15 protein-coding genes are annotated in these 15,846 nt (G+C 59.7%); 11 read left to right on the forward strand and 4 right to left on the reverse strand.

Annotation, left to right across the window (positions count from 1 at the left end; all coding sequences use genetic code 11):
- Positions 1-2: 2 nt before the first annotated feature.
- From AC1DQM_RS19695 to rfbC, 3 genes are all read right to left on the reverse strand, one after another.
- Complete coding sequence (locus AC1DQM_RS19695) at positions 3-1,397, reverse strand: sigma-54-dependent transcriptional regulator (protein WP_018929295.1); 1,395 nt, start codon at positions 1,395-1,397, stop codon at positions 3-5.
- Entirely contained in the window at positions 1,394-3,202 is a 1,809-nt protein-coding gene (locus tag AC1DQM_RS19700; protein WP_018929294.1) for a sensor histidine kinase, read from the reverse strand. The genes AC1DQM_RS19695 and AC1DQM_RS19700 overlap by 4 nt, the downstream gene beginning before the upstream one ends.
- Positions 3,203-3,364: 162 nt before the next feature.
- A complete protein-coding gene (rfbC, locus tag AC1DQM_RS19705; protein WP_064615862.1) occupies positions 3,365-3,910 on the reverse strand; it encodes a dTDP-4-dehydrorhamnose 3,5-epimerase in 546 nt (181 codons plus the stop codon).
- Positions 3,911-4,090: 180 nt separating this feature from the next.
- Between rfbC and AC1DQM_RS19710 the strand changes: the two genes are divergently transcribed.
- From AC1DQM_RS19710 to AC1DQM_RS19760, 11 genes are all read left to right on the forward strand, one after another.
- Complete coding sequence (locus AC1DQM_RS19710) at positions 4,091-7,003, forward strand: aminotransferase (RefSeq protein WP_477746722.1); 2,913 nt, start codon at positions 4,091-4,093, stop codon at positions 7,001-7,003.
- Between the two features lie 208 nt (positions 7,004-7,211).
- A complete protein-coding gene (aguB, locus tag AC1DQM_RS19715) occupies positions 7,212-8,090 on the forward strand; it encodes an N-carbamoylputrescine amidase (RefSeq protein WP_008068730.1) in 879 nt (292 codons plus the stop codon).
- Positions 8,091-8,094: 4 nt separating this feature from the next.
- Positions 8,095-9,201, forward strand: a complete 1,107-nt coding sequence (gene aguA, locus AC1DQM_RS19720) for an agmatine deiminase (RefSeq protein ID WP_064615866.1) — start codon at positions 8,095-8,097, stop codon at positions 9,199-9,201.
- Positions 9,202-9,447: 246 nt separating this feature from the next.
- Complete coding sequence (locus tag AC1DQM_RS19725) at positions 9,448-9,660, forward strand: hypothetical protein (RefSeq protein WP_253417234.1); 213 nt, start codon at positions 9,448-9,450, stop codon at positions 9,658-9,660.
- A gap of 216 nt (positions 9,661-9,876) precedes the next feature.
- On the forward strand, positions 9,877-10,548 hold the full coding sequence (locus AC1DQM_RS19730) for a DsbA family protein (RefSeq protein WP_477746723.1): 672 nt from the start codon (positions 9,877-9,879) through the stop codon (positions 10,546-10,548).
- 17 nt (positions 10,549-10,565) lie between these two features.
- Positions 10,566-10,961, forward strand: a complete 396-nt coding sequence (locus AC1DQM_RS19735; RefSeq protein WP_111453956.1) for a nuclear transport factor 2 family protein — start codon at positions 10,566-10,568, stop codon at positions 10,959-10,961.
- Between the two features lie 237 nt (positions 10,962-11,198).
- The gene (locus AC1DQM_RS19740; protein ID WP_477746724.1) at positions 11,199-12,485 is read left to right on the forward strand and encodes an OprD family porin; all 1,287 of its coding nucleotides are present in this window, start codon (positions 11,199-11,201) and stop codon (positions 12,483-12,485) included.
- A 231-nt stretch (positions 12,486-12,716) separates the two neighbouring features.
- On the forward strand, positions 12,717-13,463 hold the full coding sequence (locus AC1DQM_RS19745) for a 2OG-Fe dioxygenase family protein (protein ID WP_018929285.1): 747 nt from the start codon (positions 12,717-12,719) through the stop codon (positions 13,461-13,463).
- A 46-nt stretch (positions 13,464-13,509) separates the two neighbouring features.
- Positions 13,510-13,923, forward strand: coding sequence for a GNAT family N-acetyltransferase (locus AC1DQM_RS19750; RefSeq protein WP_173861173.1), 414 nt, complete (start codon positions 13,510-13,512; stop codon positions 13,921-13,923).
- Positions 13,920-14,636, forward strand: a complete 717-nt coding sequence (locus AC1DQM_RS19755) for an AzlC family ABC transporter permease (protein ID WP_018929283.1) — start codon at positions 13,920-13,922, stop codon at positions 14,634-14,636. Before AC1DQM_RS19750 ends, AC1DQM_RS19755 begins: the two co-directional genes overlap by 4 nt.
- Positions 14,615-14,932, forward strand: a complete 318-nt coding sequence (locus AC1DQM_RS19760; protein WP_007939492.1) for an AzlD domain-containing protein — start codon at positions 14,615-14,617, stop codon at positions 14,930-14,932. Before AC1DQM_RS19755 ends, AC1DQM_RS19760 begins: the two co-directional genes overlap by 22 nt.
- Here the strand turns inward: AC1DQM_RS19760 and AC1DQM_RS19765 are convergent.
- Positions 14,849-15,775, reverse strand: coding sequence for a LysR family transcriptional regulator (locus AC1DQM_RS19765; RefSeq protein WP_064615871.1), 927 nt, complete (start codon positions 15,773-15,775; stop codon positions 14,849-14,851). The genes AC1DQM_RS19760 and AC1DQM_RS19765 overlap by 84 nt on opposite strands.
- Between the last annotated feature and the right edge of the window lie 71 nt (positions 15,776-15,846).

Here is a 15,846-nt window from a genome sequence, read left to right on the forward strand (position 1 = left end):
GCTCAATCGAGGTCGTCGGTATGGCTGCTGGTGCCGCCATCGGCGAAGTTCAGGCCATGCTTGCGCAGCTTGTCGTGCAGGGTTTTGCGCGGAATGCCGAGCGCTTCGGCGAGGCTGCGCACGGAGCTGTGCGAGCGCGCCAGTTCGGCGGCAATCAGGCTCTTCTCGAAGTTCTCGACTTGCTCGCTCAAGCCGCCGCTGACCACTTCAACCGTGGTGCCGACACCGCCATCCGGTGCGCTGTTGTCCAGTGCCAGCTCCAGGCCCAGGGCAAAGCGCTCGGCGGCGTTCTGCAGTTCCCGCACGTTACCTGGCCAGCTGTGACGCAGCAGCAGCGCCCGTTGCCCCGGTTGCAGTTCGTGGGGCGGCAAGCCGTGGCGGGCGCTGGCTTCGTCAGCGAAATGCTGGAACAGCACCAGCGCATCTTCGCCCCGTTCGCGCAGCGGCGGAATGCGCAACGGCGCAACGTTCAGGCGGTAATACAGGTCGGCACGGAAGCGCCCCTGATCGGCGGATTGCCGCAGGTCTTCCTTGGTCGCGGCGATGATGCGGATGTCCAGCGGGATCAACTGATTGCCGCCCAGGCGTTCGACGACCCGCTCTTGCAGCAAGCGCAGCAATTTCACCTGCACGTCCAGGCTCATGCTTTCGATTTCATCGAGGAACAACGTGCCGCCGTTGGCGAATTCGAACTTGCCGATGCGGCGCTTTTGCGCGCCGGTAAACGCGCCGGGTTCGTGACCGAACAGCTCGCTTTCCACCACCGACTCGGCCAGGGCCCCGGCGTTGATTGCCACGAACGGGCCGTTACGCCGACTCGACAAGTCGTGCAGCGCGCGGGCCACCACTTCTTTGCCCGCACCGGTTTCACCGAGAATCAGCACGTCAGCCTTGGTCGCCGCCAGTGCCCCGATCTGCTCGCGCAGGCGCAGCATCGGCGCCGATTGCCCGACCAGTCGGGCGCTCAGTTCGTTGCGATCGCTCAGGGCCAGCCGCAGGCTGCGGTTGTCCAGCACCAGACGGCGCAGGGCCAGGGCGCGACGTACGCTGTCGAGCAGGGCGTCACTGGCGAAAGGTTTTTCCAGAAAGTCATAAGCCCCGGCGCGCATGGCCTGCACCGCCAGGGGGACATCGCCGTGGCCGGTGATCAGCAGCACGGGCAGCTCCGGATCCTGGGCGTGGAGTTCGGTCAGCAGTTCGAGGCCGTCCATGCCCGGCATGCGGATGTCACTGACTACCACGCCTGGCCAGTCGCGTTCCAGTTGCCCGGCCAGGCCCTTGGCTTCAGCAAGCGGCAGGATCTTCAGGCCGGCCAGGTCCAGGGTCTGGCTCAGGGCCTGGCGCAGGTGGGGATCGTCGTCGATCAACACGACCTGGATGCGGTTGTCGATGGTCATGCACTTCGGTCCTCGGACGGTTGCAGGCTCACACCCGGCGCGCCTGCGCGCAGCTTCAGGGTAATCAGGGCGCCGCCTTCCTTATGGTTGGAGAACGACAGTTCACCACCGAAGGCGCGCATCAGGGTGTCGCAGATCGCCAGCCCCAGCCCAAGTCCCTGAGTGCGGGTCTTGGTGGTGTAGAAGGGCTCGCCGGCACGACCCAGCGCTTCCAGGCAGAACCCGGGGCCGTTATCGCGAATGTACAGAGTGACGCCGTCGGCGGTGGATTGGGCACTCAACCAGAGTTTACGCGGCGGGCCTTTTTCCGTCAGGGCATCGAGCGCATTGGCCAGCAGATTGCCGAGTACCTGGCGCAGACGGGTTTCTCCAGCCTCGACCCACAGGGTGGCGGCCGGCAGGTCGCGGATCAGCTCGACTTCCATGCTGCGCCGACGCTTGGCCAGTAACGCCAGGGCGTCGTCCAGCGCCGGTTGCAGGGCCACGCTTTCCGGGGCATGGCGATCACGTCGGGCGAAGGCGCGCAGGTGGGCGATGATCGACGCCATGCGCCCGGTCAGCTCGCTGATCAGCTTGAGGTTGCCGCGAGCATCCTCGGTGCGCTGATGATCGAGCAGCACTTCGGCGTTTTCTGCGTAGCTGCGGATGGCCGCCAGCGGTTGGTTGAGTTCATGGCTGATACTCGCCGACATTGTTCCCAGCGCCGAGAGCTTGCCGGCCTGTACCAGATCATCCTGAGCGCGTACCAGTTCTTGCTGGGCGTGTTCGCGCTCCAGCACTTCCTGTTTCAGTCGACGGTTGAGGCCCTCAAGGTCGCTGGTCCGTTCGGCGACCCGGCCTTCGAGTTCCTGGCGGGTCTTGGCTTCGAAGGCGATCCGCTCCAGGTAATGGCGTCGGCGTTGCATCATCAAGCCAAGCAGCAGCATCAATACCAGCAGCGTTGCGCCGCCGATGGCCACGACTGTGCGCACGGGGCGGTCAATCAGGGTGCGTGGCGCAAGGATACTGACACTCCAGCCGGTTTCTTCGATCTGCCGGGTTTGGGTCAGCCAGGCATTGGGGTCGAGACTCAACGGCTTTGGATCGCGGGTCGGATAGGGTTGAATCGCGGCGACGGCCTTGTTCTCCTCATCACTCAATGGACGGGTCGAGCGGAAACGCCATTCTGGCCGCGATGTGAGGATGACCACACCGTTGTGGTCGGTGACCAGCAGTTGTTCCGGGGTTTTGCCCCAGAGGCTTTCGGTGTGATCGAGGTCAACCTTGACCACCAACACGCCGATGATTTTTTCACGATCGTGTACCGCCGCGGCGAAGAAGTAACCGCGCTTGGCCGAGGTGGTGCCCAGGCCAAAGAAGCGCCCCAGGCGCCCGGCCATGGCTTCACTGAAATATGGACGGAAAGAGAAATTGCGGCCGACGAAGCTGTCGTGTTTGTCCCAGTTGGAGGCCGCGAGTGTCTTGCCGGTGGTGTCCATCAGGTACATGACTTCGGCGCCGGTCTGGGCACTGATGTGTTTCAACAGACGATTGGCATTGCCTTGAATCACGCCCTCGTCGGGGGCGCCCAACGTCGCACGCAGGGCGGGCAGGTCGCCGAGAATCTGCGGCAGCACTTCATAGCGGTGCAGGGTACCCAGCAGGTTGGCGACGTAGAGGTCGAGGGTCTGACGGTTCTGCCCGGCCAGCTCGCTGCGGTAATAACGCTCGGCCAGATGCTCCAGCGGCCACAGCAAGGGTGCCAGGCACAACGCAAGCAGTGCCAGGCTGCGCCAGCGGGGTCTGCGGGGGAGGGTCGGTGTCATGAGCATCAAGCGCCTGTGGGGACAGACGCATTATGCCTAGGGTCTGTTGACGTTTGGTAGCAACGCGGTTCGCTACCAAACCTCAACAGACCCTAGGCTTGCGGGCGCAGTCTGCGCACCCTGGATCAAGTGCATGCTGGCGCTGAAAATTCAGACGGCAATTCAGGAGAAGACTTCAGCGTCCTTGAAGAACGCGGCGGCCTGATCCTTGGCGGACAGCTGCGGTGCCTCGTCCAGCTGCCAGTCGATGCCCAAGTCCGGGTCGTCCCAGCGAATGCTGCGTTCAGCCGACGGGGTGTAGTAGTCGGTGGTTTTGTAGAGGAATTCAGCGAAATCGCTCAGCACCACGAAACCATGGGCAAAACCTTCTGGTACCCAGAGCTGGCGATGGTTGTCGGCGGACAGGCGCACCGCGACCCATTTGCCGAAATGCGGCGAGCTGCGGCGAATGTCCACGGCCACGTCCAGCACTTCACCGGCGGTGACGCGGACCAGTTTGCCCTGAGTGTTTTCCAGCTGGTAGTGCAAACCGCGCAGTACGCCTTTTTGCGAGCGGGAATGGTTGTCCTGCACGAATCGGGTGTTCAGGCCGGTTGCTTCTTCGAAAGCCTTGGCGTTGAAGCTTTCATAGAAGAAGCCGCGCTCATCACCAAATACCTTGGGCTCGATGATCAGAACACCTGGCAGGTCGGTGGTGACTACATTCATGGTGTTTCTCCAGCAATAGGCGTTGATGGGCGACATTCTTACGCAAAGTGCCGGCAGGCGCGAGTGGGACGGTGAAGAGAGTTGCTCACGCATTGATTCGGGCCAATCAGGGAAGGGGGGTTGCGTATCGCACCCGGCAGTGGCGATATAAGCGCCTAATAAAATTTCAGGGGTCGTTGTATGCCGCTCGCCACGTTGATTCACCGCGCCAGTCTGCCCAGCCCGCAAGTGTCCGCGGCGCAAGCGCTTGAGTTGCTGGAAGAACATTACGGGCTGAGCGGACGGTTGCAGGCTCTTGGAAGCCAGCAGGATCTCAACTACCGCGTCGACAGCGAGCAGGGGCGTTTCGTCCTGAAAATCTGCCGTGGTGATTATTCGGTGCTGGAGCTGCAAGCCCAGCACGCAGGGCTCAAGCGCTTGGTCGAACATCCCGGCGTGAAGGTGCCGCGAGTGATCCCGGCCAAAAATGGTAAAGACCTGCTCTCCCTGGAGGTCGGCGGTCAAGCGGTGCATGTACGTCTGCTCGATTACATCGACGGCCAGTCCCTGACGCACCTCGACCATCTGAGCCAGGCCGTGGTCGCCGGTTTCGGTCGGCTCTGCGGCGAGATGGACCTGGCGCTGGCCGGCTTCGACCATCCTGGCCTTGAGCGCACCCTTCAATGGGACGCCCGCCACGCCAACGCGTTGATCGCGCATTTGCTGCCGGTGATCAAGGATGATCAGCAACGCAAGCTGATTGCTGAAGCGGCCGAGCAGGCCGAGCGCCATTTGCAGCCCTTGGTGGATAAGCTGCCGGTGCAGGCGATTCACATGGACATCACCGACGACAACGTGGTCTGGCAGCGAGATGCGCAGCGCCAATGGCAGTTGCAGGGTGTCATCGATTTCGGCGACCTGGTCCGAACCTGGCGGATCACCGATCTGTCGGTGACCTGTGCCGCGCTGCTGCACCATGCCGATGGCGATCCGTTCTACATCTTGCCGGCGGTTCGGGCCTATCACGCGATCAATCCGCTGCAACATGAAGAACTGCTGGCGCTCTGGCCGCTGATCGTTGCGCGTTCGGCGGTGTTGGTGCTGAGTGGCGAACAGCAGGTCAGCATTGATCCGGGCAATGAGTACAGTCGCGACAACCTGACCCATGAGTGGGAAATTTTCCGCGTGGCCACATCGGTGCCGCTGGCGTTGATGGAGGCGGCGATTCTTGCTGCGGTTGGTCAAGGCCTGCCGAGCATCGGCAGCGAAAGCTTTGCGCCCTTGTTGCCGAGTCTGGTGGGGCGTGAGTTTGCGTTGATCGATCTGGGCGTGCTCAGCCCGCATTTCGAAGCGGGTAACTGGGAGCAAGAGGGGATCGACCAGCGTCTGTTGACTGAAGCTGCTGCGGCTCATGGTCTGGCGGCCAGTCGTTATGGGCAATATCGTCTGTCTCGCACCCAACCGGACAGCGCCACTGAACCGGCCACTTGCCCTCTGCATGTCGAGTTGCGAGTGCCCCATGGCACGGCGGTCGAATCGCCGTTTGCCGGAACGGTTCACCAGCCGGCAGTGGGAGTGCTGCAACTGGATGGTCCACAACTGAGTTTACGGCTGTGGGGTGTGACACCGTCGTTGCACGCGGGCGCAGCATTGGTCAAAGGCCAGGTGCTGGGCTCTGTCAGCGGAGCGTTGATCGTACAGTTGTGCCGCAGTGCTCAGCTCGACGCACCGTTGTTTTGCACACCTTCGCGCGCTGCCGCCTGGCAAGAGTTGTGCCCGTCACCGGCGGCGTTGCTGGGGCTGGCCTGCGATGCAGAAGAAGAACTCGACCCGCAAATCTTGCTGGCCCGCCGCGATGCCAGTTTCGCCCGATCCCAGAAGCATTATTACGTCGACCCGCCGCGCATCGAGCGGGGCTGGCGCAATCACCTGATCGACATGCAGGGCCGCTCCTACCTCGACATGCTCAATAACGTTGCAGTGTTGGGTCACGGTCATCCGCGCATGGCCGCCGTCGCCGGCCGTCAATGGTCGTTGCTCAATACCAACTCGCGTTTTCACTACGCAGCGATTGCCGAGTTTTCCGAGCGCTTGTTGAAGTTGGCACCGGACAACATGGACCGGGTATTCCTGGTCAACAGCGGCACCGAGGCCAATGACCTGGCGATTCGCCTGGCCTGGGCCTACAGCGGCGGCCGCGACATGCTCAGTGTGCTGGAGGCGTATCACGGCTGGTCGGTGGCGGCGGATGCGGTCTCGACCTCGATTGCCGACAACCCCAAGGCCTTGAGCAGCCGTCCTGATTGGGTGCACCCGGTGACCGCACCGAACACCTATCGCGGCGAATTCCGTGGCCCGGACAGCGCGCCGGACTACGTGCGCAGCGTCGAACACAACCTGGCGAAAATCGCCGGGCAGAAACGCCAACTCGCCGGTTTCATCTGCGAGCCGGTGTATGGCAATGCCGGCGGCATCTCGCTACCACCGGGCTATTTGAAGCAGGTCTATGCACTGGTCCGTGCTCAGGGCGGGGTGTGCATCGCCGATGAGGTGCAGGTCGGTTACGGCCGCATGGGTAAATTTTTCTGGGGTTTCGAAGAGCAGGGCGTGGTGCCCGACATCATCACCATGGCCAAAGGCATGGGTAACGGCCAGCCGTTGGGTGCCGTCATTACCCGTCGGGAGATTGCCGAAGCGCTGGAGGCCGAGGGTTATTTCTTCTCGTCCGCTGGCGGCAGCCCGGTCAGTTGCCGGATCGGCATGGCGGTGCTGGATGTGATGGAAGAAGAAAAACTCTGGGAAAACGCCCAGGTCGTGGGCGGGTACTTCAAGGAACGTCTTGAAGCCCTGATCGACCGGCATCCGTTGGTGGGAGCGGTGCACGGTTCCGGCTTTTATCTGGGCGTGGAGTTGGTCCGCAATCGCGAAACCCTTGAACCGGCGACCGAAGAAACCACGGCGTTGTGCGATCGCCTTCGTGAGTTGGGGATTTTCATGCAGCCGACGGGTGATTACCTGAACATCCTCAAGATCAAACCGCCGATGGTCACGTCGCGGCAGAGTGTGGACTTCTTTGTGGACATGCTGTCGAAGGTGCTGGACGAAGGCTTGTAGGCAGCTCGTAGAGGTTGCAAATGTCGATTGTTATCGGGAATTTTTGAGGTTATTTAGAGGTGGTGGATATTTATTGCTTTTAAAGCCGATTTTTATCGGCTATAAAGTCGCCACTGCCCACGGTGTGGACGAACCACGCCCGGTGATTCCCGTTCTGTCATCGGTCGATGCCACACTGACCCTCAAGCACTTGCCCAGGAGATGATTCATGAGTCGTATCGTTACCGTCGCCGCCACCCAGATGGCTTGTTCCTGGGACCTTGAAGCCAACATCGAGACCGCTGAGAAGCTGGTCCGTGAGGCAGCGGCCAAAGGTGCGCAAATCATCCTGATCCAGGAACTGTTCGAGGCTCCGTACTTCTGCCAGAAGCCGAACCCGGACTACCTGCAACTGGCCACAACGGTAGAAGACAACGTCGCCATCAAGCACTTCCAGAAAGTCGCCAAGGAACTGCAAGTGGTGCTGCCGATCAGCTTCTACGAATTGGCCGGACGCGCGCGTTTCAACAGCATCGCGATCATCGATGCCGACGGCAGCAACCTCGGGATTTATCGTAAAAGCCACATCCCGGATGGCCCTGGCTACCACGAAAAGTACTACTTCAACCCGGGCGATACCGGTTTCAAAGTGTGGAACACCCGTTACGCGAAAATCGGCGTGGGCATCTGCTGGGATCAGTGGTTCCCTGAGTGCGCCCGCAGCATGGCGCTGCAAGGCGCGGAAATCCTGTTCTACCCGACTGCCATCGGCAGCGAGCCGCACGACAAGACCATTTCGTCCCGCGACCACTGGCAGCGCGTGCAGCAGGGCCATGCCGGCGCCAACCTGATGCCGCTGATCGCCAGCAACCGCATCGGTAACGAAGAGCAGGACGGCTACGATATTACCTTCTACGGCTCGTCGTTCATCGCCAACCAGTTTGGCGAGAAGGTCCAAGAGCTGAACGAAACCGAAGAAGGCATTCTGGTTCACAGCTTCGACCTCGATGAGCTGGAGCACATTCGCAGCGCCTGGGGTTCGTTCCGCGACCGTCGTCCGAACCTGTACGGCGCGATTAAAACCCTCGACGGTTCCCTGGAGTCCTGAAGCCATGACCACGTTGAACAGCACCCCTCGCGCCGACGGCTTTTACATGCCTGCCGAGTGGGCACCCCAAACCCAGACCTGGATGGTCTGGCCCGAGCGCCCGGACAACTGGCGCCTGGGTGGCAAACCGGCGCAAGCCGCGCACGTTGCAGTGGCCAAGGCCATCGCGCGTTTCGAACCGGTGACCGTGGCGGTCTCCGCTGGCCAGTACGAAAATGCCCGCGCCCGTCTCGACGTGCCGAATATTCGTGTGGTGGAGATGTCCAGCGATGACGCCTGGGTCCGGGATACCGGCCCGACGTTCGTCATCAATGACAGCGGCGAAGTCCGTGGCGTGGATTGGGACTTCAATGCCTGGGGTGGTTTCGACGGTGGTTTGTATTCGCCGTGGAACCGTGACTCGCAGGTGGCGGGCAAGATCCTCGAAATCGAGCGCAGCCCGCGCTACCGCACCGAGGGTTTTGTGCTCGAAGGCGGCTCGATTCATGTCGATGGCGAAGGCACCCTGATCACCACCGAAGAGTGCCTGCTCAACCGCAATCGCAATCCGCACATGAGCCGCGAGCAAATCGAAGCGGTGCTCAGCGCAAACCTGGCTGTGGATAAGATCATCTGGCTGCCGGACGGCTTGTTCAACGACGAAACCGACGGCCATGTGGATAACTTCTGCTGCTATGTGCGTCCGGGTGAAGTGCTGCTGGCCTGGACCGACGACCCGCAGGACCCGAACTACCCGCGCTGCCAGGCGGCCATGAACGTGCTGCAAAACAGCACCGATGCCAAGGGGCGCTCGTTCACGGTGCACAAAATGCCGATTCCGGGGCCGCTGTATGCGACCGAAGAAGAGTGCGCCGGTGTGGACCCGGTGGACGGTACTCAGGAGCGCAATCCGACCGTGCGTCTGGCCGGCTCTTATGTGAACTTCCTGATCGTCAACGGTGGCATCATCGCGCCAAGCTTCGACGACCCACTGGACGGGCCTGCCAAAGAGATTTTGCAGAGCGTGTTTCCGCAACACGAAGTGGTCATGGTGCCTGGTCGCGAACTGTTACTTGGGGGCGGTAACATCCATTGCCTTACCCAACAACAGCCCGCTCCGCACAAGGAGTGAGTGAGGACGTAACAGCTTGAGTTGATTGAAAAATCGATTGAGCAACGATTTTTGCCTCCTTATCTCGCTGAAAGCCCGCAGCCCATCAGGACTGCGGGTTTTTTTGTATCCACTTATCGACACTTCGAAAACATTGGCATAGCTCTTGTATCTTGGATGGCGCAACACGGGGAGGGAGAGAACTTCGATGTTCTGTCATAAACCTTGGATAAGTTAGCCGCTCACAAACCAGGAGAGAGCGCTTAGATGAACGCCGAAATGAACGTAGTGAGCGATCGGGCACTGCATCCCCTGGCAGTTAACAGCGAATCGCTCCAGGTCCTGGCACAATGGTTGAAGTCCAATGGAACGCGTCAGATCAGGGAACCTGATCCGCGCCGGATGATGATCGAGCGCTATCCCGCTGGTTTATTCAGCGAGGCGGAACTGGAGGCGTTGTGGGATGTGATGGAAGGATAAGAAGAAAAACAACGGATTGATAAAAGCGCTGCCGGAAAGGTGGCGCTTTTTTATGCCCGTCGCAAAAGTGGCGCCTGCAAGATCGGTGGGTGCCCGTTAAGGGGCATTCGACCGATTCTCGAAACAGACTGAAATCGATTCCGGCGTTTTTCCAAAACGATCTGAGTATTAGTCTGCCGGCATTGAGTTTTCCTACTTTATTGCCGGAGTCTTCCCATGACCCTTCACTACATTTACGACCCATTGTGCGGTTGGTGCTACGGCGCCAAACCCTTGGTGCAAGCTGCCCAAACCGTGTTGCCGGTGATCGGCCACGGGGGCGGCATGATGAGTGGTGCCAATCGCCAAACCGTTTCGCTACAACTACGCAATTACGTCATGCCCCACGACCGGCGCATCGCCGAGTACACCGGTCAGCCGTTTGGCGAGGCGTATTTTGAGGGGTTGTTGCGTGATGGGACGGCGGTATTCGACTCCACGCCGCCGATTGCCGCCGTGCTGGCAGCCGAGCAGATCGCCGGGCGCGGACTGGAGTTGCTGGGGCGTTTGCAGACGGCTCATTACGTGGAAGGTCGACGCATCGCTGACGAGGCTGTTTTGCTTGAACTTGCCGCACAGACAGGTCTTGAGCCCGAGGCTTTCCAGCAGGCATTTAGTGCAGCTGATACCGGTCGCCATATCAAGGACAGCCGCGCACTCTTGGCCCGTGTCGGCGGTCAGGGCTTCCCGACCTTCGCGCTGGAACAGGATGGCCAGTTCACCCTGGTCGATATCGGCCCTTGGCTCGGCAAGCCGCAGGCCTTCGCCCAATGGTTGAGCCAGTCGCTTTCGGCAACAGAGTCTTCATCCGCGTTTCAAACCTGTGGCCTCGACGGCTGCGCCCATTGAACTCACCTGGAGTCACCATGGATAACCTGAGCCTGATCAAAAGCACCTACGAAGGCGTCAACTCCCAGGAGAATGCGCGCAACACCGCCGCGGCGCTGGCCGATGACGCTCGCTGGACCGAAGCCGCAGGTTTTCCGTATGCCGGGACCTACGTCGGTTTCGACGCGATCGTCGAAAATGTCTTCAAGCGCCTGGCCACTGAGTGGGAAGATTTTCGGTTCAAGGTCGAGAACTACGTCGCTCAGGGCGACAAGGTATTTGCCTACGGCAATTACAGCGGCGTCTATAAAGCCACCGGTCGTGCGATGAATGCCCGAGTCGCGCACTTGTGGACTCTGGCCGATGGAAAAGTCACCCATTTCGAACAATTCGTCGACAGCCATGTCGTGCAATTGGCTATCGCTGACAAGTGATTTCTTAGACGATTTTCGCCTATTTACAGAAGATTCACGAAATTGACACATCATTAAGGGCGCAGATAGGATGCGCCCCAACGCCTGTGGCTAACCGCCACGACTGACAAAACAATAAAAGGCCCGCCGCGAATTTTCGTGGGCGGGCCTTTTTGTTTTTGCGGTGAAAAAAGAGCGCGATAGCGCCGTTTCAGCTGTTCGGCACAGAGCGTATCAACCCGTAATAAGGAAAATAACATGTTGAACAAGCGAATCAGCCTGATCGCACTGGGGATGTTGAGCGCCACACAGGCCATGGCTAACGACCAGGCCGAATCCAAGGGTTTTGTTGAAGACAGCAGCCTCAAAGTGCTGCTGCGCAACGCCTACATCAATCGTGACTATAAAGATGGCAACCCGGACAAAGCCGAATGGGGCCAAGCGGCCATCGGTACTTACTCGTCCGGTTTCACCCAAGGCACCGTCGGTGTGGGTGTGGATGCCTTCGGTCTGTACGCACTGCGTCTGGACGGCGGCAAAGGCCGCAGCGGCGCCGGTGGTATCGACTTCTTCAAGCAGGGCGACAGCGGCAACGCGGCGGATGACTTGTCCAAGTTCGGTGGCGCGGTCAAATTCCGTATCTCCAGCACCGTCCTGACCTACGGTGACCAGATGCCGGCCCTGCCGGTGCTGAACTACGACAACTCCCGCCTGCTGCCGGAAAGCTATACCGGCACCTTGATCACCTCCAAAGAGATCAAAGGCCTGGAGCTGAACGCCGGTCGCTTCACCGCTGAATCGCGCAAAAGCGCTGAAGGCCGTGACAGTGGTGGCTTGAAGTCGATCAACGTATTGGGTGGTAGCTACCAGTTCACTGAACAGTTCAAGGCAGCGCTGTACGCTTCCGACGTCGAAGACGTACTGAAGAAGCAATACGTGAACGCCAATTACGTGTTCCCGATTGCCAAGGATCAGTCCCTGACCCTGGACTTCAACGGCTATCGCACCAAGCTGGACAACTCCTACGTCCGGGAAAACGGTGTCACCGGCGACGACAACAAAATCTGGAGCCTGGCAGCGACCTTTGTCACCGGCCCGCACTCGTTCACCCTCGCCCACCAGCGCAGCACCGGCGACAGCAACCTGGGTTATGCCTACGGTGGCTATCAGCGCGGCCAGAACCGCGTCGGCGACGGCGGCAACACCATTTACCTGGCGAACTCCTACTGGTCCGACTTCAACGCCGAAGACGAACGCAGCTGGCAGCTGGGTTACGGTCTGGACTTCGGCGCCTTCGGCGTTCCGGGCCTGAGCTACAACGTGGCCTACGTGCGCGGCGACAACATCACCACTTCCACCAGCGAAGGCGGCACCGAGCGCGAGATCTTCAACCAGTTCAAGTACGTCGTGCAGAGTGGCCCGGCCAAAGACCTGAGCGTGAAGGTACGCAGCTCGATCCTGCGTGTGTCGCAGAAATCCAGCGAGTACAACGTCAGCGGCAACGAACTGCGCGTATTCGTGGATTACCCGATCAACATCTTCTGATGATCGGCTGAGTTGTTCAGACTCGATAAAAACCCTGACTGGTTCGGGGTTTTTTTTGCCTCATAACCATATGAAAACACCGAAAAAGGCTGTTTTCGATCGTAAAAAGTCGAATTGAAGCTACTTCATCCTGCGTTTCAAACAACGCTTGATGTGCCTGAAATTCTTTCTCATGGGCCGTCAATCCGGCACCTACTAGATTAGGCCGCTTAATGCAGCGGAGACCTAGTAATGATCGTGTTGAACAGAGAAGTTGGCGAATCGCTACGGCGCGACAAGTATGTCAACGTCCAGGGAGCCGACTTCAACCTCTTCGGTCATTTTTCCGACTTCGTCAGACTGACCAAAAGTTGGGAAAACATGGAGCCGGACAGTTATTACGGCCAAGCCGATGCGGGCATGCGTTTTCGTCGCTACAGCGATTTTGAATACAACCCGGTCACCCGTGACTTGAAGCAATTGGAACACCGCGCCTACGTGCAATCGAAGGCCAACAACAGCTACGTCGGTGGACTGGAGCGGCACTTCCAGGACTTCTCTAATGAGGTCATTAATTCGCCGGTGATGCGCAGCCTGATCGATACGGATTTCGAGGTGTACAAACACGTATTGCCGCCGGAACTGCACGACGCAATCTGGCAATGCCAGATTCATCAGATCCGCATCGAAATCAAGCCGGGCAAGCAACTGGAAATCACCCCGGAAGGTATTCATTGCGACGGTTATCCGTTCAGCGGTGTGCATTTCTGGGGTCGCAACAATGTGGACGGGGCGGAGAGCCGTTTGTATTCGGCCCAAGAGGAACAGTTGGCGGCAACGACCTATCTGGAAATCCTCGACACCACCTACTTCCTCGATCGCGAGATGCGTCACTACGTGACACCGGCGCGCAACACCCATGCTCACGAAATGGCCTATCGGCAGATTCTGGCCATTTCCTTCTCGCGGCCCGGGACCGCTTTCGACATTGTTCGCTGAACAGTTCGACCCCATGATGAACATCACCGAGTGTTCTGCACCGGTGATGCTGCGACGCGCGACGGCCAAGGATGCCCAACGCCTGGAGCGCTTCTTTCGGCAATTCGAAGAAGTGTCGTTCTGTGAATGGCAGGACGCCAAATGCCTGCGCGGTGTGCTGGAGCAGAAAACCACCACCGCGTTCCTCGCACTCGATGTCGGTGGCGAAGTGGTCGGCGCGGTGTTGGGCGGCATGCTTGGCAGCCGTGGCACCATCAATCACCTGGCGGTGAGCACGTTGTATCGCAGCCAGGGCGTCGGTCAACGTCTGGTGGAAGCGGCCTCGGCGGACATGAAACGGGTGGGTGTGCTGCGGATGTTCCTGTTCGTCGACGATGCTAACCTTGCCGGCAAACGCTTTTGGAGTGCCCAGGGCTTTTGTGAGCCGCGCGGCGAAACTACCTTTGAGAGGGACCTATGAATGAGACGTCCAGCAGCCAGCCGCTGATGGTCGAGCCCCAGCCCTCGCGCACGTTTGCTGAAGCCAGCCCGGTGGTTGCGGGCTACTTCACGGTGTCGTTTGTGTTCGGTCTGATGGCCGTCAATGCCGGGATGCCCGTGTGGCTGCCGGTCGCGATGTGCCTGTTCGTCTACGCCGGTGCCTCGCAGTTCGCCGCCCTGGCGTTGATCTCCAGCGGTGCGTCGCTGACCACCATTATCCTCACCACGTTTCTGATCAATGCGCGGCACATGCTGATGTCGGTCTATATGGCCAAGGCCCTGCAAGCGCTGGGGCTCAGTCGTCTGGAACGCTGGTGTTATGCCGGTGGGCTGACCGATGAATCGTTCGCCTTCCACAGCGTCAAACTGGGCAAGGGCTCGCCGGTCAATGTGCGTTACCTGATCGGCTTCAATCTGTATTGCCACACCTCGTGGGTACTCGGCGGTTTGCTGGGGGCGATCTGCGCGCAGTACGCGGCGCACCTGATCAAATATCAGCTCGACTATGCACTGACCGCGATGATGCTCTACGTGCTGGTATCGCTCTGCAACACCCGCAACAAACTGATCGCCGCACTGGCCGCGGTCGCTTGCATGGGGGCACTGAGCCTGATTGGCAACTCACCCTTCAACGTATTCATCGCCACATTCGTGGGCTGCGGAGTGGGTGTATGCCTGACCAAACGTTCCTGATCCTGGTCGTCGCGCTGATGATGGCCGTGACATTCCTGCCACGCGCGTTGCCGCTGCAGGTGAACACCGATCATTGGCCACCTCTGGTCGCCCGGGCGCTGGAATACCTGCCGGTGGCGATCGTGGCTGCCATCAGCCTCACGCCCCTGTTGATCAAGGATCAGCATGTGCAGCTCGATCGCCCGGAATTTTATGCAGCCATTCCGACGTTGTTATGTGCGTATTTCAGCAAAAATCTCTTTCTCTCCGTTGCGGTGGGAACGGCTGCGTACATTGCGCTCGGCTCGTTCATGTAGCGGCAGATCGACCACTTCATTCAAGGCCTGACCCGACAACTCGGGATTATTGATCGCCAGCCGCACTTCGAGGGAGTCCTCGAACCCCGGGAAAATGGTCAGGCCGTTACGCAGGGCCGCCTCACGGGAAACCATGCCCAGTCCGTCCATTTGCGTGATCAACGATAGGGTCAGGGTTTCACTGCAGGAATAGATCATCCGCTTGCCTGACTCGTAGTTGCCAAGGCCTGCGTCGAGAAAGCGCAAGAAGCTGTGGGAATACGGACAGTCGTCGGCCGGCCGAACCTGAAATTTATTGCCAAGCAGCACCAGCGGGTCGTTTTCCTGACCGCAATGAGCACCGACCACCTGCACTTGCACATCGGGCAGGGCAATGCTGGGCAACCCCGGCTGTTGCGGCCCGATCAGCACGGCCAGGTCGAAGTCCTCATTCTTCAACTTGCTGAGGTTTTCCATCGACTCGGCGTAGCTGAATTCCAGCTGATAATCAGCAAACACCTCGATGAGGCGTCCGATCATTCGCCGGTTGAAGTCGGCCGAGAGCGTGGTGTTAAGCGCAACCTTGAGCGTGCGCTGCCCGGGCACCTTGAGCGCGGCGACTTTCTCTTCCAGCTGCCGCGTGGCGACCAACACTTTGTCCATGTAGGGCGTGAGCTCCGTGCCCTGTGTGGTCAGGGTCAGCCCCTTGTTGGAGCGACGAAACAACCGAAAACCGAACTGCTCTTCGACCTTGTTCAACTGCGCGGCCAATGCCTGCACGGTCAAAAAGGAATGCTCTGCCGCCGCCGACAACGAGCCGGTCTGCACGATGCGCATGAGGTTGCGTAAGGTTCTGCTATCCATTTGGGTAATGCCCTCTAAAGTGGGCTGGCTATTGTTGTGTACCTTGCCGCCCGGTGGGCGTGGGTCGCGTG

The sequence above is a fragment of the Pseudomonas sp. 01L34 genome, from assembly GCF_056400265.1.

Coding starts and splice junctions, on each gene's coding strand:
- AC1DQM_RS19755 (WP_018929283.1), top strand. CDS start 13,920: ATGAATGAGACGTCCAGCAGCCAGCCGCTGATGGTCGAGCCCCAGCCC.
- AC1DQM_RS19735 (WP_111453956.1), top strand. CDS start 10,566: ATGGATAACCTGAGCCTGATCAAAAGCACCTACGAAGGCGTCAACTCC.
- AC1DQM_RS19760 (WP_007939492.1), top strand. CDS start 14,615: ATGCCTGACCAAACGTTCCTGATCCTGGTCGTCGCGCTGATGATGGCC.
- aguA (WP_064615866.1), top strand. CDS start 8,095: ATGACCACGTTGAACAGCACCCCTCGCGCCGACGGCTTTTACATGCCT.
- rfbC (WP_064615862.1), bottom strand. CDS start 3,910: ATGAATGTAGTCACCACCGACCTGCCAGGTGTTCTGATCATCGAGCCC.
- AC1DQM_RS19730 (WP_477746723.1), top strand. CDS start 9,877: ATGACCCTTCACTACATTTACGACCCATTGTGCGGTTGGTGCTACGGC.
- AC1DQM_RS19700 (WP_018929294.1), bottom strand. CDS start 3,202: ATGACACCGACCCTCCCCCGCAGACCCCGCTGGCGCAGCCTGGCACTG.
- AC1DQM_RS19710 (WP_477746722.1), top strand. CDS start 4,091: ATGCCGCTCGCCACGTTGATTCACCGCGCCAGTCTGCCCAGCCCGCAA.
- aguB (WP_008068730.1), top strand. CDS start 7,212: ATGAGTCGTATCGTTACCGTCGCCGCCACCCAGATGGCTTGTTCCTGG.
- AC1DQM_RS19745 (WP_018929285.1), top strand. CDS start 12,717: ATGATCGTGTTGAACAGAGAAGTTGGCGAATCGCTACGGCGCGACAAG.
- AC1DQM_RS19695 (WP_018929295.1), bottom strand. CDS start 1,397: ATGACCATCGACAACCGCATCCAGGTCGTGTTGATCGACGACGATCCC.
- AC1DQM_RS19750 (WP_173861173.1), top strand. CDS start 13,510: ATGCTGCGACGCGCGACGGCCAAGGATGCCCAACGCCTGGAGCGCTTC.
- AC1DQM_RS19740 (WP_477746724.1), top strand. CDS start 11,199: ATGTTGAACAAGCGAATCAGCCTGATCGCACTGGGGATGTTGAGCGCC.
- AC1DQM_RS19765 (WP_064615871.1), bottom strand. CDS start 15,775: ATGGATAGCAGAACCTTACGCAACCTCATGCGCATCGTGCAGACCGGC.
- AC1DQM_RS19725 (WP_253417234.1), top strand. CDS start 9,448: ATGAACGCCGAAATGAACGTAGTGAGCGATCGGGCACTGCATCCCCTG.